This is a genomic window from Bdellovibrionota bacterium (assembly GCA_035292885.1).
GTDB lineage: Bacteria > Bdellovibrionota_G > JALEGL01 > JALEGL01 > DATDPG01 > DATDPG01.
Window position 1 is genome coordinate 1 of the sequence record DATDPG010000011.1, and the last position, 22,116, is coordinate 22,116.

The window sequence follows — 22,116 nt, forward strand, 5'->3', positions numbered from 1 at the left end:
AGGCCGGGACGGTTTTTGCGAGGTGGCGGTTCAAAAAGCATGACAGACCGACCGAAGGGCGGGCTGGCAGACTTTTTGACATCAATCATTCATCCAATTCGCTTGAAAAAAGGTTCGGATCTCGTCTAATAGCCCCGACCAATTTGCGGTTTTTTCGGCGCGCGCGAGGATTCCCCAGCGTTTTTCATAATCAAACCGGAGCCTTTTGGCGCCCAGCCGAAGGTTCGACCCGATTTTTTTGAGGAATTCCTTCCTTTCGGCCAGATCATCGCTCGTCGCGACGGCCCCCGCGCGGTGAGCCGCGATGAGGAAATTTTTGGTTTGTTCGAGCCAGCCCATTCGAGTCTGTTCCAAATTGCGAAGACGCTCTTCGAGACGGAGTTTCTCGTTGAGGAGCAATTCTTTCTTGGAGAGGTATTCAGTCTTTTCAATCGTCTCGTCGAGATGGGCGTCGAGCAAGCGATCCAGTTTCTTTAAAATATCGCCGATAGTTTCTCTCGTTTCTGCTTTCAGTTTTTCGATGGGCTGGCTCGAAGCTTCCTGTTCCTTGGCCAACGCCGCGAGCATTTTCTGAAACGTGTCATCCGGCAGTGCCACAGCCGCGATGGCGGATTGGATCGGATCGGCAAAACTCTCTTCCCGGAGATACGGCTCGGTACATCGTCCCCGTTTTCGACTACAGCGATAATAGCGATGGCCTCTCTGTCTTTCCGCTGTGATGCCGCCATCGCAAGTGACGCATTTGGCGAGGCCAAGGAGCGGGAAAAAATGTTAAGGAAGAAGATCTTCGTGCGTACGACTTTCTCATGAATCTGTTGAATCTGCGTAGGCCTGGAGAGGGCTATGAAGCCTTGGAACCTTACAGCAGAGAGACGTACGAAACCATTATGGCGCAAGCAACATCCGCTTGCGAATAGTCGTCTATACGTGAGCCGCCCTCTCCTTCCATGGTCACAGTTCGTTGCCTTGCTTTTGACTCCGGGATCAGTCGGCGTGAAGGCTCAGGCGTAGCTTAAGAGGCGCAAGAATTCTTTCGACCGTTTTGACAGTTGGATTTGAGCCTTCTCGCACGGCACGCACAAGGTTCGGCTGATCGATTCCCTTCAGCCATCGCGCGTATTTGCGGGTACCTACGGCGCGGATCACGTCTCCAAGCGCAACCTTCAATTCGAGTCCCTCTTCCATAGCGGCGAGAAGATATTCCCGGGCGAAGTCCGGGTTGCGGAGCTCCTTATCCCGAATCTTTGACCACGGTTCAATGCGTCCACCGTTCTTTCGCTTTGCTCGTTTCATACTCACTCCAAATCTTTTTTGCCCTCTTTATATCCGAGTCCTGCGTTCTCTTCGATCCACCCGACAGCAGAAGAAGGATTTTCGTGGCGTCCAGGCCGAAGTAGATCCGCCATCCCGCTCCCAAATGGATTCGCGCTTCCCACACACCCTCGCCCAGGTTCTTGGTATCGCCAAATCCGCCCCGTTCCAGCAATCGGATCCGGGCCTGAATCCTCGCCCGTACCCGTATGTCCTCAAGGTTCTCGTACCATTCCTTAAACGGACGCCTCCCGGTTTAGACCGACAGGCATAGCCAACTCCAAAACGATATCATATATGACATCGGACTTGCAACCGTCCCGTCGCGATAGTCAACTACGTTGTTTTCTACAGGATTCTGCATGTTACACGGACGCCCGTGGAAGCGAAAATTCGGCACCCGCCAAACCCTCCTATCGAATCAACCGTTCATATTGGGTGACGAAAGTTGCTGGTCCACGGAGCTGCTTTCCACGGGCCGATTGAAGTGGCTCGCCCTCGTTTGCCCGCATGCAAACGAGCGCGAACACTCGGCTGTTCGGACTTGGACGAGTTGCAAAGGAAACGGAACCCACGTTGTTGGAAGTGGGGTCTCCAGCCCGGCCCAATCGGGACCGCTCCCGTCCTCAGAGCCTGCGCACTCCCACGAGGAATCAAACTGCAGCCCCATTTCTTCTCGATTGCGCATTTTTTTCACACTCGAACTCAGCTCCTGACCAGTAACTAAAGGATCCAAAAGGCTTTTATTGCGCGTGGACTATGGCAAGATCCTTGCTGTATAGAAGCCCGTTTATGTCCGCCCGCCGTTCAATTGTAGTATTCGGATTTCTTTGTTTTTGCTTGGCCTGTAGCTCCAGCGAAGATTCCGATCCACCCCCGACCCCCACCCCGACCCCCACTCCCACCCTGACACCAACGTACACGGTCGGCGGGACGGTGAGCGGTCTCAACGGTACGTTGATTCTTCGAAACAACGGGGTGGACGATCTGACGATTTCCGCCGATGGCGCGTTCACGTTCGCCATGCCCCTTGCCACAGCGGCCACATATGCCGTGACAAAGGTGACGACTCCCTCCAACCAGAATTGCGCCGTGGCCAACGGTTCGGGGACGATTTCCGAAGCCAACGTAAGCAATGTTTCGATCACCTGCGCGAACAAGGCTTGGACACATCCCTCGAGTATTTCCGACAACATCAGCCAGGATGGACAGCACGCATCCGCTCCTCAAGTCGCCATGGACAACAACGGAAATGCCATCATCACCTGGTACCAGTCCAATGGAACCCACTACCAAATCTTTAAGAGTGAGTATCGTTCGGGAAGTTGGACACACCCCTCGAGCCTTTCCGACAACATCAGCCCGGATGGAGCGCAAGCAGGCGATCCTCAAGTCGCCATGGACAACAACGGAAACGCGATCATCATCTGGTACCAGTCCGACGGAAGCAGCAACCAAATCTTTAAGAGCGAATATCGTTCGGGAAGTTGGACACACCCCTCGAGCCTTTCCGACAACATCAGCCCGGATGGACAGGACGCAGACGGCCCTCAAGTCGCGATGGATAACAACGGAAACGCCATCATCACCTGGCTCCAGTCCGACGGAACCAACATCCAAATCTTTAAAAGCGAGTATCGTTCGGGAAGCTGGACACACCCCTCGAGCCTTTCCGACAACATCAGCCCGGATGGACAGATCGCACTGCTTCATCAAGTCGCCATGGACGACAACGGAAACGCCATCATCACCTGGTACCAGTCCGACGGAACCAACGACCAAATCTTTAAGAGCGAGTATCGTTCGGGAAGTTGGACTCACCCCTCGAGCCTTTCCGACAACATCAGCCCTGATGGAGAGGTCGCCGTCGATTCTCAAGTCGCCATGGACAACAACGGAAATGCCATCATCACCTGGTATCAGTCCGACGGAACCAACAGCCAAATCTTTAAGAGCGAGTATCGTTCGGGAAGCTGGACACACCCCTCGAGCCTTTCCGACAACATCAGCCCGGATGGACAGAACGCAGCCCGTCCTCAAGTCGCCATGGACGACAACGGAAACGCCATCATCACCTGGCTCCAATCCAACATCAGCCAAATCTTTAAGAGTGAGTATCGTTCGGGAAGCTGGACACACCCCTCGAGCCTTTCCGACAACATCAGCCCGGATGGACAGAGCGCCATCGATCCGCAAGTCGTCATGGACAACAACGGCAATGCCATCATCACCTGGTACGAGTCCGACGGACTCAAGGACCAAATCTTTAAGAGCGAGTATCGATCGGGAAGTTGGACACACCCCTTCAACAATTCCGACAACATCAGCCGTGATTTAGAGCACGCAAACGCTCCTCAAGTCGCCATGGACAACAACGGCAATGCCATCATCACCTGGTACCAGTCCAACGGATTCAACAACCAAATCTTTAAGAGCGAGTACAGATAGCACGTCCCCCCAACATTATCAGGGGGATGGCGGTTGCAACATTGCGTGAATGAAAAAAGTAAACGAGCAACTGATCGGACTCTATTTTCGAACTGAGCCGAGCCCTTTTTCAAAACGTGCGAGTCCCTCGTCCAGTTCGGTAATCGACGCGCTGAACGACAGCCGTAAGAAGCCGGGGCTCCCGAAATCCGAGCCGGGGACCACGGCAAGGCCATATTTGTCCAACAGGTAGGCTGCCAACTTATCATCCGAATCGATCGATTCGGAATTCAGATATTTCGCAATGTTGGGGAAAAAATAGAATGCTCCGTCCGGTTTTTCGCACGTGACGTCGGGGATGGAACAAAGCCGTTCGTAAATATGATTGCGTCGGTGTTCGAATTCTTCTTTCATCTGACCTACGTCGGCTTGCTCCCCGGAAATCGCTTCCAGTGCGGCCCACTGGGCGATGGACGATGCCCCGGACGTGGACTGCGACTGGACATTTTCGAGGGCCGAAATCAGTTTCTTATCGCCCAAAGCATACCCAATACGCCAGCCGGTCATCGCGTATGTTTTGGATACGCCGCTGACGATCACCAACTGTTCTTTCGGAAGCTCCGGGATCATTCCGATCGAAACAAATGCTTTGCCGTCAAAAACGAGCTGGCCGTAAATGTCGTCTGTCACCACCGCCAGATCAGGCCATTTTTTCGCGAGGCGCACGATATCCTCCAGGAGTGCTCGCGAATATGTCACGCCGGTCGGATTCGACGGGCTGTTCAAAAAAAGAATCCGCGTTCTCTTATTGATCAGCTGTTCCATCGCCGAAATGCGCGGGGCAAAATGCTCCTTCTCATCCGTTCGGAGAACTCGCGCGGTACCCCCTGCGAGTTCAACCATGTCTACGTAGGAGACCCAATACGGCGCGACAACGACGGCTTCGGAACCTTCATCCAGGAGCGCGCAACAAAGATTGAATAGAGACTGTTTGGCGCCCACGGAAACGATACTCTCCGAAGCCTCGTATTGGCGCCCATATTCTCGACTGACGGTCTTTGCGATCGCTTTCTTGAGTTCCGGAATGCCGCCGGTCGGCGTGTATCGGGTTTCCCGACGCGCAATCGCTTTCACGGCCGCTGAGCAAATTCGATCCGGAGTCGGGAAATCGGGCTCGCCGATGGTCAAATTAACGATCGATTTCCCTTCCGCCTTCAGAGCCTTCGCACGCTGATTGAGCGCTAGCGTCGGCGAGGGGCGCAACCGTTCAACGCGTTGACTAAGTTTCATATTTCTTCTTCACGCGATCCACGACCTGGCGCGGAACCATTTGGCTGATATCGCCGCCCAATCGTGAAATCTCCTTTATGACGGTGGAGCTCAAGTAGGAGAATTTCCCTTCGGTCATCATGAAAAACGTTTCGACGTCGGATTCCAAGGTCTTGTTACCGAGCGCCATTTGATACTCGTATTCGAAATCGGAAACCGTGCGGATTCCCCTCAAAAGCACGTGAACCTTCTTCCTGCGGGCATATTGAACCAGCAATCCGCTGAACTGATCTACTTCCACTTTCCGGTTTCCACGGAAAATCTCTTTCACGATTTCGAGCCGCTCCGCCGGACTGAACATCGCCGTCTTCGGCGAATCGCCGGCGACGGCGACGATGACTTTGGCAAAAACCTTCGTTGCGCGTTCGACGATGTTCAGATGTCCCAGCGTAAAAGGATCGAAAAAGCCGGGATAAATCACCGCATTTTCACTCATCGCCGCTTCCTCGCGTTCTCATTCCCGGGGGCAGGCGCCGCAAAAACCAAAGTTCGGCATCTCCGATCCGGTGGCGCCGGTCGATGGCGTAATGAGAAACCTTAATCGGATGGGAACGACGGTCGCGTTCCACAATGACGAGTGCGTTGGGCACTAGCAGCGTCTTGCTGGCCAAGCGCGGCAAGACCTTGGTCACGATGTCCGATTTGTACGGGGGATCGAAGAAAACCAAATCGAAGGGACCTTTCAGTTTACCCAAGGCGTACGGTAGTTCTCCACGCACCACGGTGCTGCGCTCTCCAACTCCCAACGATTCGATATTCCGTTCGATCAATTTAATGACTTGTGGATCGGCATCCAGGAACGTTGCCGCGCGAGCCCCTCGACTGAGCGACTCCAGTCCAAACGCCCCCGTCCCGGCACAGAGATCCAGGATTCTCATTCCTTGAATGTGTCGCGCGAGAATATCGAAGAGCGATTCCCTCACTCGATCGGCCGTGGGCCGAAGGTCGAGGCGTCCGGGGCCTTCGATTTCTCGGCCCCGGAATTCACCTGCAATGATACGAAGTCGAGACGACCCTGCCATACGTAGTGTCGGTACCTTACACGAAGATCCGCGGGACGGTAAATTTCCGGGCCGGTGCCTTAGGGCGCTCCATGTTTCCGGCGATACCACCATTCAAAACCGCTCACGCAAACCAGAATTCCCAAGATCCAGACCTGATCCCAAAGCGGAATTTCCACCTGGCCGACCACGTGATATGTCGCTTTATCAACCAAAGGCCGGAGTAGATCGGGGCCGACATCCGACAGCGGAACGGCGCGGCCGTGGGTGGATGCCGCCAGTTTTTGAAGCATCGCCTCGTCTACACCTCTACGGTCAAATTCTCGGCTGCGCGGGCCGACGGCAAAATTCTCTGCCGTGCGGTATCCGCTACCGCGCTCCGGCAGTTCCGCAAGCAGTTCCAAAAGACCCGGAGCTTCAGGCAGGACCGAAAAGTGCGCTTCGCCCTCGGAATCCGTGCGTCCTATGGAAAGTTTTTGCGAACGTTCGCCGTTCGCCGCCATCCTTTCGACGACCGGCTTCGTGTTCACCATCGCTTCGTAACGGTCATCCAGGACTTTAAGACGAAACTTTGCCTCTCTCCCTTCCTGAAGCGGTTCATCGATCGAGATCTTAAGATGACTGAACGAAGGATCTCGGACCAACCAACGGTACAAACCGTCCCACACCGCTCGATAAAGCCGCGGTCCGTCTGAGTCCTCGGCAAACGCCCAACGCCAAAGGGAGTCGACCAAAAGAGCGGCCGCTCTTCCCTGAGCGACTTCGCGTACCGCGAGAATGGGGGCCGGCTTGCCCGCTGTTTTCTCGCTCGGATGGCCGAATAACGCCACGCCGTTTTCCTGCAGCTCGCCCACACGATGAAACCCGATTAAAGAAGGCAGCGCCTTGAGATCCGACGGATGAATCTTCCCGGCCGACAACGGATGATGATTCGCTTGCGGAGTGAGAATCGGCTGAAACGGCGTAACTGAAATCTCCATGGTATCGTCTCGGATACGAACGGGAAGAATTTCATCGATCGGAGTTCCTCGGTACCCCCCCTGCCCAAAGGAGAGATCGCCCCCGATCATGACGAACGCCCCACCCTTCTCGACATAATTCCTTAGATTTGCCAGGTAAAAACTCGAGAAATACGTCTTGAAATCGAAATTCTGGAAGATCACCAAATCAAAACGTTCCAATTCCTTTGTAAAGAGATCCTGATACGGAAACGGGATCAGACTCAAAGCGTTTTGGTCGGCCCCCGGATTGTTGGTCGGCGACCGTAAGATGAAAAACGAGATGAGGTCGATATTGGAATTTTCCTTTAGGTAGGCGCGCAGGAACCGCTCATCCCACGTGGGTCTTCCCGCGACATGAAGAACTCGGACACGGTCCCGGAGGACATTTAAGACAACCCCCTTTCGGTTGTTTTCGTACGTAATTTCATTTGGAATCTGCTGGATCTCGATCGTGATACCGACGGAACCTAACTCATTCGGAGAGAAAGAGAGCGGGATCGTCGCCTGATTTCCGTCCCATTGCCTCGATTCGATCTGCATCTCGGAAAGAATTCGTCCGCGAGAAACGGCGCGAAGCTGGATCGACCCCTCCGAGACGCCGATCCGTTCTATATCCACTTCAAGCGAAAGTCGGGTTTGATAATAGGCGACCTGCGGCGTTCGGACATCCACAATGGCCAGGTCGCGCAGTCCTTCGGGCTGCGAGGGATAAACCGTCAGGATCGGAATACCGGACTGGGCCTTCGGCTCCGTTTCCCGAGGTGAATCCGACGTGTCTACGCCGTCCGAGACCAGAACCAGCCCGGCCCACTGATCCGGACTGCGGGGAATGGAGACCATTTTTGAAATCGCGGAGACGGTTCCGTCCGGTTTGGATATGGAACGAAGGGATTCCAGTGTCGACGAGCCGGCTTCATCCGAAAAACTGTAAAATTGAAGATCAAAATCCCTCTGAAATTGGTCCCAAAGTTCTCGCCTGGAGAGAAGAATCCGCACTTCGTCCCAGCGGGTTTTCCCCCCGCTTGCGGGGAGCGACATGCTCAAGGATCGGTCGACGAAGACGGCCACCGATTTCCGATCCATCTCCCGCCTCATCTTCACCCAAGAGGGTTTAAGGCAGAGAATTAAAACAAGAAGCCACATGACGATCCGTAGCCCCAACACCCGTATTCGCGTCGAGCGATCCTGAATCCCAAAGGTGACGTACACAATCGCCAGAACAGAGAGCAGCGCCAAGAGGATCACCCAAGCCGTGGAGTGGCTGTGTCCGAACGTCAACATTAACCGCGCCGCTCCAAGATAAAAGGAAGGTGAATCTGGTCCTGTTTGTAATCCAGCGTCAGAGCATAAAAGAGAACATTGATTGCAAACCGCAGAACCATCGTTCGATCGAAGTCATCCGAATCGGCGTGAATAAAGCGACCGGCGGCGTCCTGAGCCAGCGCTCCGGTCGTGTCGCCCGGCGTGTAAAGAATGACCGTGCGCCGGTCGAGATCGATGCCGAGGGTCTGATCCTCCTCCGATCGTCGTCCCCAAGCCCGATCCAAGAGATAGAACGAACGATACACGGCGTGCTCTTTCGGAAGCGCCTGAAGCGATTTCCCGGGAAAGAGAGCTCCGATCAGGGATATTACGGAACTTTCGTAAGAGGTACCGCGGCGGCCCAGGGCGTTGTCGATCCAAAGAAAGCCGCCCGAGGAAAGGTGGTGCCGCAATCGAATCAATTCCGCTTCCGAAGGAAGGGAAAATTCGCGATCTCCTGTCCAATAGAGGAACGGGTAGTCAAATAACCGGCTGTCGGAGAGTTTTATACCTGCCATTTTGGGTTTGGTTTTCACGTTGGTCATGTCGCCGATCCGCTGAAAAAGATATTCGAGAGGTTGTACATAGGGCAGGTTGTTCCCTCCGGAATATTCGACCCGGGCGATCTCGGTAGTCGACTCCTCTCCGAGCGATTGGGCAGACGTGTTCAGGCCCAAGAGCACGAAAACGAATACTCCAGCCGCGCGAGCCAATCGGCGCCGTCGAAAGCGGGCCGGCAGGCGCCCGGCGATCAAAGACTCCGCGAAAAGAATAAAAAAGGCGGCCAGCGCCATTTTTCCGGTCCATTCCTCTCGGGCCACATTTTGTGACACGCCGGCCTGGGCGAAACCCGAGACATCCGTTAACCACGTTATCGGTTCAGGTTTCAGGGCGGATTCAACGTCTTCCCTGCGAATCGTGGATAAATCAAACTCGGAAGCATCGGCCTCCGTGACAACCCAGATCGACTTTTGGATTCTGTTTTGGCGATACTGGAGCCGCCACAACCCAGGTTCATGGGGAAGACGCCACCCTTCTGCAAAAATGCGACCGGACTTTTCGGATTTCCCGTCGGCGGTCTGAATCCCGAACGGCTCGGCATTCTCAAGGCCAAGATCGGCCGCCTTTATCAGGCTCCCTCCCGGCTGAACCGAAGGAGTTTTTCGTTCACGCGTATGAGAATGGGACACAAGAAACGTCAAATAGCGAAGTAGCGTCGGGTAGGCCGGAGCGACCACGGCGTCATTCCAAGCTCTCCCCCACGTGCTCGTCCAAAGCCCGACGGTTCCCTCACCTCGTTTTTGCACCACTAACGCAGGGAAACCCTCTTGAAATTGAAGGAGCGTGTCGGCCGCGGGTGCGGCGTCCATCAATAGAATACGTTCGAATTTGGCCTTCCCGAAAAGCGGTTCCCAATTTTCGGCCAAGAAACCCAACGAACTATTTGCGGCCGGCTTTTTGAGACGGAACGGTTGATTGGCATCGGCCGTTCGAATGACTCTTGGATTCGAAGGAAAAAGAGGGGAAAGCGTTCGCAGACGATTTTCATCTTGAAAAGAATCTCCGACGCCGATCAATAGACCTCCTCCATCCGTTACAAATCGTGCCAGATCGCTGACCTGTTCCGGTAACAAATGGGCCGCGTCCGCCAGGAACACGACGTCGGTCTTGGACAGATCCGGGCGCACCCATTGATCGGGGGTTCGTTCCGTCACCTGATAGGCCCCCTCGCCCCCTCCCTTTGGATCGAGCGCCGAACGCAAGAAATAGGCGGCGTCCTCCCTCGGTTCCGGGCGAGGACTGCCGTTCACAAGTAAAACCCGCAGGCGGGCGGGCGCAGAAGCGACAAAGTACGCCACGTTGTCCACTTCCAAAGCGTCGCGTTCCAAGCGGATCCGTCCGGCGACGTCGCCTCCCATTACCTCAACTAGAAAATTAGATTTACGTTCGTTACCCTCTGAAATAACAATGAATTGTTTGTTTTTTTCTTGCCATTCGGAATCCTTCAAGACATCCAAATGGGCCAGAAGATTTTCATCTCCGGTGGCGCCGAATCGAGCGGTGATGTTCAACGTCAATTCGGTGTCAAAAAACGCATTGGTGGACGCCGCCGAACGAACCGTATGATTTTGAAGCGGGAGTCCTCTACGCACGTCCACAATGAATAAAGGGTCGGTCGATTTACGCCCGCCCCCCAAGGATTTCCAAGCCTGTGCGCAGCCGTCCGTCAGAATCCATATTTCCCCCTCCCGCACATTCTTCGACCTTTCCGACGCAATCTGCCCCAAACGCGGCGGAATGAGACCCGCTTCGTAACCGATTCCCAGCGTTTTCAATTCTTCCAGGAGGCGCGTTCGATCGTTCGTCCATCCTAGAGGAGAACGCTCGACTTCAACAACCGGGATGAGCATCGCCCTATCTTGGGGCCCGATCGATTGAACGATTTGCTCGGCAGCCGTCTTGGCCCGCGCGAAAAAGGATTCTCCATCATCCACAGCCGTCATGCTGAGGCTGTTGTCGATCAAAATGGCGATCTCCCGCCCCGTTGGAGCGGTTGTCACCGGTTTCCCGCTCGAAATGAGGGGCCGAGCAACCGCGAGCGTGATCAAAACAATAAACGCCGTGCGAAGAAGAAGGAGGAGAAGTTCCCGGAAGCGGCTGCGGCTTCGTCGGGATTCGATGGCTTTGCGAAGGAGTTCAATCGTCGGCAGCCAGATATCCTTTTCCGGCCGCCGCCCGAAGAGGTGCAGAACGATCGGAATCGCGACCGCCAAAAGGCCCAACAAGAAGAATGGATGAACCCAGGTCACGACGCCAACGACGCAAGGATCTGGGCGATAGGCTCGTTCGTTCGCACCGTCCGGTATTTGATTTGGTGTTCGAGCGCCGTGTCGCGGATTTCACCGACCCACCGTTCGACCTCCCGTTGATAACTCCGTTTCACCTGCCGAGCGTCTGTTTCGATGTCCGGCTCACCCTCCAATCCCCGGAATCGGGACCAATCTGAAAACGGAAATTCCAATTCGGCCGGATCGAGAATCTGAATCCAATAAACGTCATGCTGTCCCACACGATAAATCTTGGCCATTTGAGATATGCGGTCCACCGACGTCAGAAAGTCCGAAATGGCGATGACCATTCCTTTCTTATGAATTCGCTCGCGCAGCATTCCCAACGCTTCCACCAATCCAAATCGGCCGGAGGGCGTGGAATCCTCGAGAATCTCGCTCAGAACCTGAAAATGCGGCATTCGACCCCGGGGCGGGAGGTATAAAGGCTCCCCTTCGCCGAAACGCATCAGAGCGACCAAATCTTGTTGCTGGATGAAAAGATACGCCAGCGTTGCGGCCAGAACGACGGCGTAATTGAACTTGGTGTACCCGATCGATCCGAAATTCATAGAAGCGGAAGCATCGAGCGCCAGATATGCGCGGAGATTCGTCTCCTCTTCGAACCGCTTCAGGTAAAACTTGTCGGCGCGAGCGTACACCTTCCAATCCACGTGGCGCAGATCATCCCCTGGAGAATAGAGTTTATGTTCGGCAAATTCGATCGAGCTTCCAAACAGACCGGAACGGTGGAGACCGCTCAGCGTCCCTTCCACGGCGCGACGGGCAAAAAATTGAAGAGAAGTCGCATCGGACACCGCTTCCGGAATGGAGGGGAGGGAAAACTCAACCGGTGCCTTGGGCATCCACCAACTGCTGGATCACGTGTTCTCTCGTGATCCCCTCGGCCTCCGCTTTAAAATTAAGAATCATACGATGCTTGAGGACGGGAATGGCGAGTTCCCGAATGTCCTCGACGGAAGCGGCATACCTCCCCTCCAGAATTGCGCGCGTCTTGGCGCCTAGAACCAGGGCTTGTGAGGCCCGCGGTCCCGCGCCCCATTGTACGCTGTTCCGGACGAATTCCGGTCCGGTGGGTGAAGGCCGAGTCGAACGGGCCAGCCGAACGGCATATTGCGCAACCGCTTCGGCGACCGGAACGCGCAATACCAATTCCTGAAGGGCGAGAATTTCCTCACCGGAGAGTACGCGGGACAGATGATGCTGCATCGGCGACGTCGTCCGAAGCGCAATCTCGACTTCCTGTTTTTCTTCCGGGTAATCGATGTTCACTTCCATCATAAACCGGTCGAGCTGGGCCTCCGGCAATGGATAGGTCCCCTCCTGCTCGATGGGGTTTTGCGTCGCAAAGACGAGAAAAGGAGGACTCAACGGGTATGTCTGGCCCGCGGCGGTGACGCGGTATTCCTGCATCGCCTGAAGCAGCGCCGCTTGGGTCTTCGGCGGAGTGCGATTGATTTCGTCCGCCAACAAGAGGTTTGTGAAGACCGGCCCGCGGACAAAACGAAACACCCGTTTTCCCGTCGTGCGATCCTCCTCCAAGATTTCCGTGCCTGTGATGTCCGATGGCATTAAATCCGGCGTGAACTGAATCCGGTTGAAATTCAAATGCAGAACTTGCGCGAGCGTCGAGATCAGCAGCGTTTTCGCCAGTCCCGGCACGCCGACAAAAAGGCAATGCCCCTTTGAGAACAAAGAAATGAGGAGATGATCGATGACTCGATCCTGTCCCACGATCACTTTTTGAATTTCACCCTGGATTTGACGCCGGGCCTCGGCCAAACGACGAACCGCTCCTAGATCATCCTGTCCCGGCATAGCAACGGCCGCAAGAGCGTCGCTCATGCGCGTATTCTTTCACACCGTCTTCGGGAGCGCAACGCAACCGCGCGTCCCCCTCTTCCGGCTTTCTTATTTGACCGGGACACGGAGAGCCTTCCGAGCGTTTTTCTCCCGCGCAACCTTCACCGAGTCGTTACGCGTTTCGTAAATTTTCTGCAATCCGAGGTGAATTTCGGGGTCAAACGGGTTGAGGGCGTTCGCCGACAAAAAGTCTGCTTCGGCTTTCTCCATTTCTTTCCGAGACAGATGAAGCATGGCCCGCCTTGTATACGACGCCGGGTATTCGGGAGTTTCCTCCACAGCTTTGTTCAGAGCCTCCAACGCCCGATTTGAATCGTTCAACGCAAGGGAGGCGAGTGCAATCTTATTGAGAAGGTACGCGGAATGCCGAGGGAGGATTTTGTCCGCCTTTTCGTATTCGGTTCGGGCGGCGATGAGGCGATTGCGTTCCTGCAAAAGGTCGCCGATCCGGATGAATCCCCTGGCCTGATCGTCTTGAACGGCGAGAAGGTCGGCGTGTGCTGTATCTTCCGGCGCGTCCGAGTCCGCGCGCAGCGAAATTTTTTGCGCCTGAGCGTATGGATCCTCGGCCAGCGATTGAGTCTTAAGCCACGCGAGCCACCCGTTGAATAGTTCCGAAAAGTTTTGCCCGTAAATCTGAGAAAAAGCCCGAGGCATCTCGACTCCCGTTCCCAACGTGTTCAGGAGCTGACGAACTCGGTCGATACCGCCTCGTTTCTCAACTAAATAGGAGACCAAGTAAAAGACTTCCGCAAATGCCACTTCCGCGTCTTCCGGCGTTTTTAGCTTTGCGATTGAAGGATGCATTTTTTCAAGCGGAATCAGTGTGCCTTTCCGGAGTCTCTTGAGAAGGAGAGCTTGCGTCTGTTTGGAGAGATTTGACTCTCGTGAAGTCCGCCAGCGGCTTTCCTCGAATTTGGCGATCCCTTCGTGCAGCCAGACGGGGGCCAAGCCGTTGCTGGCGCGATTGATCAAATAATGGGTGTATTCGTGAGCTACGGTGTCGAGCCAGGGATAACCCCGAAGCAGCGCGCGAGGCGTCGCCACGGAAATTCGATTAAACTTGCACAGAGCTATCGTTCCCGAGGTTTCCACCTCCGTCTCCGTCAACGTGGAAATGGCCGTGAAGTCTTTCCACGAAGGATAAAATTCAACCGTCACTTTCTCCCCCGGCAACACCCCCAGGTCGTCGCCGATTCTCATGCGAGCCGATTCCAGCGTGTCCGCCGCATACATCGGCAAAACACGATCTTTCCCGTCGGCGAATCGAAATTCAAAATGTTTCGTCGAGAAGGTCTGAAACGCGCCCGTCCGTTCACGCGTGGTCTGGGCCAGCGCGCGAAGAGACTGAATTTGCTCCGACAGACCTCCCGTGGCTTCTATACCCTGAAGATGCGTCTCCGCTTCCTTGTATTTCTGCTGATAGAAAAGAATTTGAGCTTCCAAGAATCGTCGAAGGGCATGATTCGCAGGGAGATTTTTCGGTACGAGCTCCTGAGCCTGTTTGCTCTTCCCTTGTTCCAGGAGCCGAAAGAAAAGATCGAGCGAGACATTCTCTTTAGCCACGGCTACCGAAGAAATAAAAATGAGCAGGATTGGAAAGATCCGGTTCATTTCGCCAACTCTTGAAAGTAGTCCCGGGTTACATCCTCGTATCCTGCAGGGGGCTTTTGTTTCATGGCGTCCATCACTTTTTTCCGCCAGGCCTGAGTCTCTTCCATTCGAGACGGCTCAGGCAAAAGCATCGGTTCGGTGGAGATCTGTCCGGATCCCTCCCCCATTCCTTCCATTTGCTCCGGCATCGACATCATCATCCCGCCCCCTTGAGATTGAGCTTGCTCCATCTGCTGTTGCAGATCTTCGAGAAAGACAATGGCTTCTCGCTCATGAGGGAGTGCGGGTGAAAGAGTGCCCTCCTGCAAACGTTTTGCCGCCTCATCCATTTGTTGTCCGGCTTGTCCGAGCTTTTCCTGGCTTTCCTGGCCCAAGCTCGGCACTTTTCGCCCCAGCTTTGAAAGAGTTTGTTGAAACCTCCCCGTTCGGCCTCTGAGTTCTTTCTGCTTTTCACCCAACTTTCGAGCGGATTCCATCTCCTCCGCCGTCATCGACTGCTCATTCTGCTTCGAACGCATTTCAGCCAGTTGCTGATGAATATCTCGCGCGGCATCCAAGGCTTCCTGAGAAGGCTGCAATCCCTTAACGATACCGCCGGGCAGCGCCGGGGGAATCGCACGGTCAAAGATTCCCCGGAGCCGTTTTCCCTGTTCGGTCAGACGATCGAGATTCTTTTCGATTTCTGAAATCGCCGGTTCGGCCAAATCGAAGCGGCGCCGATTCACCTCGCGCTCGAGTTCCGTAATTTTTTGCCGGATGCGCGGGATCTGATCCCGGGACATTCCAGCCCAAGGCTCCGTCAACTCTTGCTTCGATTCCCGGTCGGCGATTTCCATTTTCGATTTCAATTGGCGGAGACTCCGCATCAATTCGTCCGGCAGGTTCGGCATCTCCCGCAAGCGCTTTTCCGAACGTCTCTTTTCGAGATCCAATGTTTGGTCGACCAGCTTCTCTTCCGCTTTTCGAAGTTGGCGCAACTCTTCAGTGGCCGCACTGAGTTCTTTGCGCAACTGTTGGTCCGAACCCTGTGCCATGGAACCGAGTCCTTTCTTCCATTGACGGGTCAATTCCCGAAGGCGCTCTAAATATTCGGCCAAGCGTTTCCGGGCCTCATCCATTTTCCCGGCTTGAAGGAGGTCCTGAATTTTCTGAAGCTCGTCGTTCAGCGAGGGTAGATCCTTATCGGAGAGCGCTTCGCGATTGACGAACTCGGGAGCTCCCTTTTCCGCAAGCGCCGCCAAGGATTTCGCCGTTTCTGAAAGAGCTTCGCGGATGGAACGAAGGGCTTCTTCAATTTCGCGTGCATCGCCCTTCTCAAACAGTTTATCCAAACGGGATTCGAGTTCTTGAGTGAGGTCCATCAGGTCTTCGGAAGCCTGCGAACTCTGGCGGGCCCGCTCACCCGTGGCAAAACGATCCAACAACAAAACGACCCGTTCGAGTTCGGCGACCTCCCGATCCAGCTTCGCCGGGAATGCCGCCCGGTGACGCGCCCAAATTTCTGCGGACGGACCCAGCCTGCCGATCACTTCTTCCCGTGCGGAGACAAGCCTCCGGAGAGAGGTGCGGACGTCTTGGACCAGACGCCGAAAGGAGCGATCCTTCTCTTGTTCGGACGCAATCCGGGTCTCCAGTCCCTTGAACTTTTCCAGCCCCTGTTTCCATTGGCCGACCCACGTTTCGGAATATTGTTCCGGAACCGAGCCTTTCGGCTCCAGATCGCCTCCCAAGACCTCCAAGAAAATTTCCAACCATTGACCCGTAGCATTCAGGCGATTTTTTCGAACCTCCTCGGGATTCTTGAAGAGAAGCGACACGGATCTGGATCTCCCCTCCTTGGCGCCCGATACGGCGTCGTTATCCTTGGCCACGAACGTGGCCACGAGACGGTGAATTTGTCGCGGAAGACCGAGACGGGCCAGAGGAAGGCGATAATTGCCCCCCAAGCCGCGGCCATGCACTTCCGGTAACGGGATATCGCGGGAGAAAGATTCGCCTGTCAGTTCCAGGCGTACAGAAGTTAATCCGAAGTCGTCCGTAACCCGGTAACGGAAATCCACTTCCGACGTGAAATCAACCTCTTGATCGCTTTCCGGTTGTTCCAGTGTGACTTTCGGTGGTTCATCCGCCAGGGCTCGTATTTCATGGCCGAGAGGATCCTGACGGTCCACGTCGTTTACATCCTTCCCGCGAAATCCGAGCCGGCCGCTTTCCCGAAGAATCAAGTCGGCATTAAACGTTCGATGCCCGGCATCTCGTGCCGTCACGAATTCGCCTCCGGGAAGAACCATACCGATATTTTTGAGATCCAGATTCGTTTGAAACGTAAGTTCGATTTTGGTTCCGCGAATCGCCTCGATCGCGAGCCCCCCGATCGATCGTCCGACGATGTCCGGCAATTCCGTATACGGGGGGAAACGGTAGTTCGCCGAAAGATTCGCAACCGACATATCCGCGGCATTTTCCAGCCATCCGGGATTCTGAGCGGTTACGTCTTCTTTCCCCATGATGCGGAGGAAAAGTCGATCGGGTTGGCCGAATAAAACAATCCAGGCGGTGATTCCCAAGGACGCCGCAATCCAATTTTTCTTTGTTCGAAAGAGATTTGGCCAACTGAAATACTCATAACATCGAAGACTTAGAATCCGACTATCAAGTGATTGTTCAAGTGCGTCATAGAGAGTTTGTGAATACCCGAAAGAACTCTTCCTCCCTCGCTTGCTCCACTCCGAGACCGTAGTTACGTCCGACTTAAGTTGGGGATACGACCGTTCCAAAAGCCCCACGCTCCCCCTCGTACGTTGCCACTGAATGAGTGCCCGGACAAAAAGCCCTGCGGAAGAAAAAATCCCGAACAATCCCAATGCCCACGTACCGACGCGAATTCCTGTGTTCGAGAAAAAGCCGGATGCCCGCTGAACCGCACACATGGCCGAAAGCGAAACCAGCAAAAGGAAAAGAATCCTCAAAAGGAGTGTGGCGGCAAAGAATCGCCCGACTTGCGCAAGCGTGCGTTCCAATTGCGGAGAATCTCGCTCGGTCACGGTTTCAGTTGGAAGCGACGAGACGGATCGGGGAAGGCCCACGTTTGCTATTATAAACAACAGGCGGGATTTGGCGTCTTTGTTCGTCTTGACTTTTTGAAGGTACATCGAAATACTTTCCCTGTACTTTCAATAGCTTCTCGCACTTCGCGTCAGAAGTTTGTGAATTTTTCCGGGTTTAAGGTGGAGGGTCTGGATGCCAAAAAACCTACTCGTGGCGGATGACAGCGTAGTCATTCAGAAATCGATCGGGATTACGTTTGCTCAAGAAGATTTTTCCATCACCTACGTAACCAACGGAAATGACGCTGTAACCAAGGCGAAGCAGATAAAGCCGGATTGCATCCTGGCGGATGTGGTTATGCCCACCAAGAGCGGTTACGACGTTTGCCTGACCCTCAAGCAGGATCCACAACTGCGGGCGATTCCGGTCATTCTTCTTGCAGGCTCGACGGAGCCTTACGACGAGGCCCGGGGAAAATCCGTAGGAGCCGAAGGGTACATCATTAAACCGTTTGAATCCCAGGCCTTGATCGACCGAGTGAAAGACGCCATCGTGAAAGGCAAGAGCGGTGCGACCACGGTTCCGGCGGCCGCATCGCCGCCTGCACGACCGACTCCGCCTCCATCTGCTCCCATTGCCGTCCAAGCGCCTCCCGCTCCTTCTCCCGCGGCAACGATCGCGGGTCAGTCACCGATTTCCCGAGACGCCCCGGCCCTGGATTTAGATATTGGAGCCTCTGAAACGGATACCATTTCACCAGCGGGATCCACATTTGAATTGTCGCTCGACGAGCCGACCCAAGTGGTTGACCCAGGAGCGAGCGCGATGGAGGAAGCACCTGCAGCGGAATCCGCGACGCTACCGGGGAGCGATTTTTGGGACCTTACGTCGGCACCCGCCGCCGCGGCACCGGATGAACCGGCCGCGGCTCCAGCGGAAACGCCCGACTCGAATGCATGGGGAACGATTTCCGCCGGAAGCTGGGAAGAAATCGAGAAGACTTCAGCGCCCCCCGACGCCATGGCTGACATGGCCCCTGCCGAACCGGCAAAAGAGGTGCCGCCCCCCGCTCCTCCTTCGGCCGGATCGGACGAATTTGGTTTTGATCTTTCCTCGGCCGGATCGGAGGGCGCGGCCATCACCGACGCCGCGGGCGGAGCAGCCTTCGATTTTTCAGCTCCCGAAGCGGCGCCCGTCGCTGCGGAACCGGAGCCAATAACCTCGCCGGTATTCGCTGCGACCGCAGCTCCCACGGCGCTTTCACTGTCGGATCGACAGATCGAAGCGATCGTCGCAAAGGTATTTCAAAAGGTGATCGAGCGAATTGCTTGGGAAGTCGTACCGGATCTGGCCGAAACCATTATCAAGGAAGAGCTGACCCGCCTTACACAAGAGAAGTCGTGAAGCAGGAGTTGTCGAAGGCGTATAACCCGACCGGCATCGAGGAAGGCCGATACGCCGAGTGGGAAAAGGCGGGGTATTTCCATGTTGAGGCCGGCGACCCTCGCCATCCATTTTCGATCGTTATTCCTCCTCCCAATGTCACGGGATCGCTCCACATGGGCCACGCCCTGGACAACACGCTCCAAGACGTCCTGATTCGCTACAAACGAATGGACGGAGCCTGTTCGCTCTGGATTCCCGGAACGGACCATGCAGGGATCGCCACGCAAAACGTCGTGGAACGCGAATTGGCCAAGGAGAAAATCACTCGGCAGCAACTCGGCCGCTCGAAATTCATCGAGCGTGTCTGGCAATGGAAAGAACAATCCGGCGGCCGAATCGTCCGGCAATTGCGACGCCTGGGTGCGTCCTGCGACTGGAAGCGGGAACGCTTTACGATGGATCCGGGTCTCTCCCGCGCCGTTCGAACCGTGTTTGTCCGCCTGTTTGACGAAGGTTTGATTTATCGATCCAAATATCTCATCAGCTGGTGCCCGCGATGCCAGACGGCGCTGTCTGATCTGGAGGTCGAACACCACGACGTGGACGGGCAACTGACGTACTTCAAGTATCCGTTAGTTTCGGGTGTACAAATCACGGTGGCCACCACGCGACCTGAAACCATGCTGGGTGACACCGCCATCGCCGTGCATCCCGACGACAAACGATACAAGAAACTTGTGGGTCAAAAGGTTCAGCATCCTTTCTTGCCCCGAACGTTTCCGGTAATCGCCGATTCGGTCGTGGATCCCAAATTCGGAACGGGAGCCGTCAAAGTTACGCCGGCCCACGACCCGAACGATTATGCTCTCGGCGAACGTCACAAACTTGAATTCATTTCGATCTTCGAATCGGACGCCACAACAAACGCAGAGACCGGACCCTACAAAGGGCTTGATCGTGTGGCGGCCAGAAAACGAGTCGTGTCGGATCTTAAATCTCGCGGACTTTTTGAAAAGGCCGAACCGCATCGCCATGCCGTGGGTCACTGCCAAAGATGCCGAACGGTCATAGAGCCTCGTATTTCGGAACAGTGGTTCGTTAAAATCGCCCCTCTAGCCAAACCAGCCATCGATGCGGTCAAAAAAGGGGACATTAAGTTTGTCCCGGAGATGTGGACGAAGACCTATCTCGAATGGATGGAAAACATACGAGACTGGTGCATCTCCCGCCAACTCTGGTGGGGACATCAAATTCCCGTCTGGTACTGCGATTCTTGTAATGAAAAATCGGCCTCCGTAGAAGATCTGACTCAATGCCCGAAATGCATGAAAAAGAACCTTCGCCAGGATCCGGACGTCCTCGACACCTGGTTCTCCTCCGCTTTATGGCCCTTCTCCACGCTCGGCTGGCCCGACGCGACGCCCGATCTCAAGAAATTCTACCCGACAACGGTACTGGTCACCGGCTTCGACATTATTTTCTTTTGGGTCGCTCGAATGATCATGATGGGTCTCAAGTTCACAGAGAAAGCACCCTTTCAAACAGTGCACATTCATGCACTGATTCGCGATCAATTCGGCCAGAAAATGTCCAAATCCAAGGGAAACGTCGTCGACCCTTTAGAGATTATGGATCGCTACGGAACTGATGCCTTTCGATTTGCCCTATGCGCGTTTGCGGCTCAGGGGAGGGACATCATTCTCTCGGAAAAGAGGATTGAGGGATATCGCAATTTCATCAATAAACTTTGGAACGCCGCCCGTTTCGCTATGGGCAACTGGGATGGCCAGAAGATCGCGGAGTCCGCTCCGAAACCGGCAACACTCCCCGATCAATGGATCCGGCATCGCCTGAACGAAGTGATTGCCGAGGTTCGACGGGGCCTCGATGAGTATCGATTCAACGAGTCAGCCGAAATTCTTTATCAGTTCACCTGGCACGAGTTCTGTGACTGGTATCTTGAAATGGCCAAAATCCATCTTTCCGATTCGGCCCCAAAGAACGTCCGCTCATCGACGCAAGAATCGCTTTTCTATGTGCTGGACCGCATGCTGCGCCTTCTGCACCCACTCATTCCGTTTGTAACCGAAGAGATTTGGCAACAACTCCCTATTTCTCGACCGACGCCGAGCATTATGCTGGCTCAATATCCGCGTGACGACGAATTTAGGGCTCCAGATTCAAGTCAAGAATTCGAAACCTTACGGGAGGCGATTGTCGCTCTCCGCGCGTATCGTTCAGCGAGTAAATTGCCGTCTTCGCAGAAGCTGGAAGTTAAACTTCTCGTTGGCAACACGGCACCTGGAAAACGTGCAGGCGGGGACGTGATCGAAAAACACCAGCGTTATTTTGAATTACTCGGCGGCATCAAGACTTTTGACGTCGTCAAAAAACGCCCAAATGCTCCTTGGGTTTCCTTGGTGTCTGAGAATTTCCAATTTTATGTATTGCCGGAGAGATCGACAGATTCTGCTTCGGAAATGGCCCGAATGGAAAAGGAACGCGCGAAGGCTGCCGCCGATGTCGATTTCTTGACCCGGCGACTTGCGGACCAGGCGTATCGCTCCAAAGCTCCACCTCAGCTTGTCGCAAAAGACGAAGAAAAATTAAAGTACGCGAGAATTCGGCTTGAGAGGATCGACCAATTTTTAACGTCGACTGAGTCGTGACGCATTTCAACCTCCCCCATCTAAAGACCCGCACTTTTGGGCGTCCGACGTTCCATCAGCCGGAGGTCGATTCGACTCAAGACCTCTTGAAGAAACTTGTAGACGACGGTGCCAAGGAAGGCACGATTGTTTTGTCGGACCATCAATCGGCTGGACGCGGACGACAGAAACGAACATGGTTTTCCCTCCCCGGGCCGCAGATCTTTTGTTCAATTCTTTTGCGACCAAGCTTGCCCTCCCATCGTTGGCCTCTAATTAACATTGTTGCGGGCCTTGCTCTTCGGCGGACATTGCAAGAGATTGGGATTGCGACCGC

The 22,116-nt window shown here is 54.7% G+C and carries 16 protein-coding genes; 4 read left to right on the forward strand and 12 right to left on the reverse strand.

Annotation, left to right across the window (positions count from 1 at the left end):
* Window positions 1-81 precede the first annotated feature (81 nt).
* The 3 genes from VI895_00460 to VI895_00470 all read right to left on the reverse strand — a co-directional run bounded on the left by VI895_00460 (window position 82) and on the right by VI895_00470 (window position 1,522).
* On the reverse strand, window positions 82-597 hold the full coding sequence (locus VI895_00460; GenBank protein HLG18269.1) for a hypothetical protein: 516 nt from the start codon (window positions 595-597) through the stop codon (window positions 82-84).
* A gap of 387 nt (window positions 598-984) precedes the next feature.
* Window positions 985-1,293 (reverse strand): hypothetical protein, encoded by a 309-nt coding sequence (locus VI895_00465; protein ID HLG18270.1) that lies wholly within the window; start codon window positions 1,291-1,293, stop codon window positions 985-987.
* Entirely contained in the window at window positions 1,256-1,522 is a 267-nt protein-coding gene (locus VI895_00470; protein ID HLG18271.1) for a type II toxin-antitoxin system RelE/ParE family toxin, read from the reverse strand. The genes VI895_00465 and VI895_00470 overlap by 38 nt, the downstream gene beginning before the upstream one ends.
* 581 nt (window positions 1,523-2,103) lie before the next feature.
* Here VI895_00470 and VI895_00475 point away from each other — a divergent pair.
* A complete protein-coding gene (locus VI895_00475; GenBank protein HLG18272.1) occupies window positions 2,104-3,759 on the forward strand; it encodes a hypothetical protein in 1,656 nt (551 codons plus the stop codon).
* Between the two features lie 81 nt (window positions 3,760-3,840).
* Here the strand turns inward: VI895_00475 and VI895_00480 are convergent, their stop codons facing one another.
* From VI895_00480 to VI895_00520, 9 genes are all read right to left on the reverse strand, one after another.
* Window positions 3,841-5,028: a pyridoxal phosphate-dependent aminotransferase gene (locus VI895_00480; GenBank protein HLG18273.1), complete on the reverse strand. Its 1,188-nt coding sequence runs from the start codon at window positions 5,026-5,028 to the stop codon at window positions 3,841-3,843.
* Window positions 5,018-5,503: a pantetheine-phosphate adenylyltransferase gene (gene coaD, locus VI895_00485; GenBank protein ID HLG18274.1), complete on the reverse strand. Its 486-nt coding sequence runs from the start codon at window positions 5,501-5,503 to the stop codon at window positions 5,018-5,020. Before coaD ends, VI895_00480 begins: the two co-directional genes overlap by 11 nt.
* Window positions 5,496-6,089 carry a 16S rRNA (guanine(966)-N(2))-methyltransferase RsmD gene (gene rsmD, locus VI895_00490; protein ID HLG18275.1) on the reverse strand — a complete coding sequence of 198 codons (594 nt, stop codon included), beginning with the start codon at window positions 6,087-6,089 and terminating at the stop codon, window positions 5,496-5,498. The genes coaD and rsmD overlap by 8 nt, the downstream gene beginning before the upstream one ends.
* A gap of 59 nt (window positions 6,090-6,148) precedes the next feature.
* Window positions 6,149-8,350: a glutamine amidotransferase gene (locus tag VI895_00495; GenBank protein ID HLG18276.1), complete on the reverse strand. Its 2,202-nt coding sequence runs from the start codon at window positions 8,348-8,350 to the stop codon at window positions 6,149-6,151.
* Complete coding sequence (locus VI895_00500) at window positions 8,350-11,181, reverse strand: DUF4159 domain-containing protein (protein HLG18277.1); 2,832 nt, start codon at window positions 11,179-11,181, stop codon at window positions 8,350-8,352. Before VI895_00500 ends, VI895_00495 begins: the two co-directional genes overlap by 1 nt.
* Window positions 11,178-12,065, reverse strand: coding sequence for a DUF58 domain-containing protein (locus VI895_00505; GenBank protein ID HLG18278.1), 888 nt, complete (start codon window positions 12,063-12,065; stop codon window positions 11,178-11,180). Before VI895_00505 ends, VI895_00500 begins: the two co-directional genes overlap by 4 nt.
* Complete coding sequence (locus tag VI895_00510) at window positions 12,046-13,065, reverse strand: MoxR family ATPase (protein HLG18279.1); 1,020 nt, start codon at window positions 13,063-13,065, stop codon at window positions 12,046-12,048. The genes VI895_00505 and VI895_00510 overlap by 20 nt, the downstream gene beginning before the upstream one ends.
* Before the next feature lie 66 nt (window positions 13,066-13,131).
* The gene (locus VI895_00515) at window positions 13,132-14,697 is read right to left on the reverse strand and encodes a peptidase MA family metallohydrolase (GenBank protein ID HLG18280.1); all 1,566 of its coding nucleotides are present in this window, start codon (window positions 14,695-14,697) and stop codon (window positions 13,132-13,134) included.
* Complete coding sequence (locus VI895_00520) at window positions 14,694-17,849, reverse strand: DUF4175 family protein (GenBank protein ID HLG18281.1); 3,156 nt, start codon at window positions 17,847-17,849, stop codon at window positions 14,694-14,696. The genes VI895_00515 and VI895_00520 overlap by 4 nt, the downstream gene beginning before the upstream one ends.
* 88 nt (window positions 17,850-17,937) lie before the next feature.
* Here VI895_00520 and VI895_00525 point away from each other — a divergent pair, with 88 nt between their 5' ends.
* The 3 genes from VI895_00525 to VI895_00535 form a co-directional block, all read left to right on the forward strand.
* Window positions 17,938-19,149, forward strand: a complete 1,212-nt coding sequence (locus tag VI895_00525) for a response regulator (protein ID HLG18282.1) — start codon at window positions 17,938-17,940, stop codon at window positions 19,147-19,149.
* Window positions 19,146-21,800, forward strand: a complete 2,655-nt coding sequence (locus tag VI895_00530; protein ID HLG18283.1) for a valine--tRNA ligase — start codon at window positions 19,146-19,148, stop codon at window positions 21,798-21,800. Before VI895_00525 ends, VI895_00530 begins: the two co-directional genes overlap by 4 nt.
* Window positions 21,797-22,116: hypothetical protein (locus VI895_00535; protein HLG18284.1), on the forward strand; the 320-nt coding region annotated here is incomplete at its 3' end. The genes VI895_00530 and VI895_00535, both read left to right, overlap by 4 nt.

Coding starts and splice junctions, on each gene's coding strand:
- VI895_00465 (HLG18270.1), bottom strand. CDS start 1,293: ATGAAACGAGCAAAGCGAAAGAACGGTGGACGCATTGAACCGTGGTCA.
- VI895_00475 (HLG18272.1), top strand. CDS start 2,104: ATGTCCGCCCGCCGTTCAATTGTAGTATTCGGATTTCTTTGTTTTTGC.
- VI895_00480 (HLG18273.1), bottom strand. CDS start 5,028: ATGAAACTTAGTCAACGCGTTGAACGGTTGCGCCCCTCGCCGACGCTA.
- coaD (HLG18274.1), bottom strand. CDS start 5,503: ATGAGTGAAAATGCGGTGATTTATCCCGGCTTTTTCGATCCTTTTACG.
- rsmD (HLG18275.1), bottom strand. CDS start 6,089: ATGGCAGGGTCGTCTCGACTTCGTATCATTGCAGGTGAATTCCGGGGC.
- VI895_00495 (HLG18276.1), bottom strand. CDS start 8,350: ATGTTGACGTTCGGACACAGCCACTCCACGGCTTGGGTGATCCTCTTG.
- VI895_00505 (HLG18278.1), bottom strand. CDS start 12,065: ATGCCCAAGGCACCGGTTGAGTTTTCCCTCCCCTCCATTCCGGAAGCG.
- VI895_00510 (HLG18279.1), bottom strand. CDS start 13,065: ATGAGCGACGCTCTTGCGGCCGTTGCTATGCCGGGACAGGATGATCTA.
- VI895_00515 (HLG18280.1), bottom strand. CDS start 14,697: ATGAACCGGATCTTTCCAATCCTGCTCATTTTTATTTCTTCGGTAGCC.
- VI895_00520 (HLG18281.1), bottom strand. CDS start 17,849: ATGTACCTTCAAAAAGTCAAGACGAACAAAGACGCCAAATCCCGCCTG.
- VI895_00525 (HLG18282.1), top strand. CDS start 17,938: ATGCCAAAAAACCTACTCGTGGCGGATGACAGCGTAGTCATTCAGAAA.